The sequence below is a fragment of the Streptococcus sp. HMSC074B11 genome, from assembly GCF_001808705.1.
Lineage (GTDB): Bacteria > Bacillota > Bacilli > Lactobacillales > Streptococcaceae > Streptococcus.
The window spans coordinates 8,689-9,026 of record NZ_KV794318.1 but is presented as its reverse complement, the minus strand read 5'-3'; the positions used below and the strand labels follow the sequence as shown (position 1 = coordinate 9,026).

General features: G+C 48.2%; 1 CRISPR repeat array.

Annotated elements, in window-relative coordinates:
• Position 1: 1 nt before the first annotated feature.
• Positions 2 to 336: a CRISPR direct-repeat array (repeat unit 28 nt; unit sequence GTTTTTCCCGCACACGCGGGGGTGATCC).
• Positions 337 to 338: the final 2 nt, after the last annotated feature.

The window sequence follows — 338 nt, the reverse complement described above, 5'->3', positions numbered from 1 at the left end:
AGTTTTTCCCGCACACGCGGGGGTGATCCTTCTTGAGATTCGAGCGAGAAATAAACTTAATCAGTTTTTCCCGCACACGCGGGGGTGATCCTGGAGGTATTCAAATTAATGTACCTCGCGAACCGTTTTTCCCGCACACGCGGGGGTGATCCCAGGTTAAAAATAAAAAAGGGTACTATTTCCAGGTTTTTCCCGCACACGCGGGGGTGATCCCATAACTTTCAAAGGTGGTAAAGTAAATTCTTCAGTTTTTCCCGCACACGCGGGGGTGATCCTGCATTAAATGGTATTTGGCAATCTATTAAAGAGTTTTTCCCGCACACGCGGGGGTGATCCCA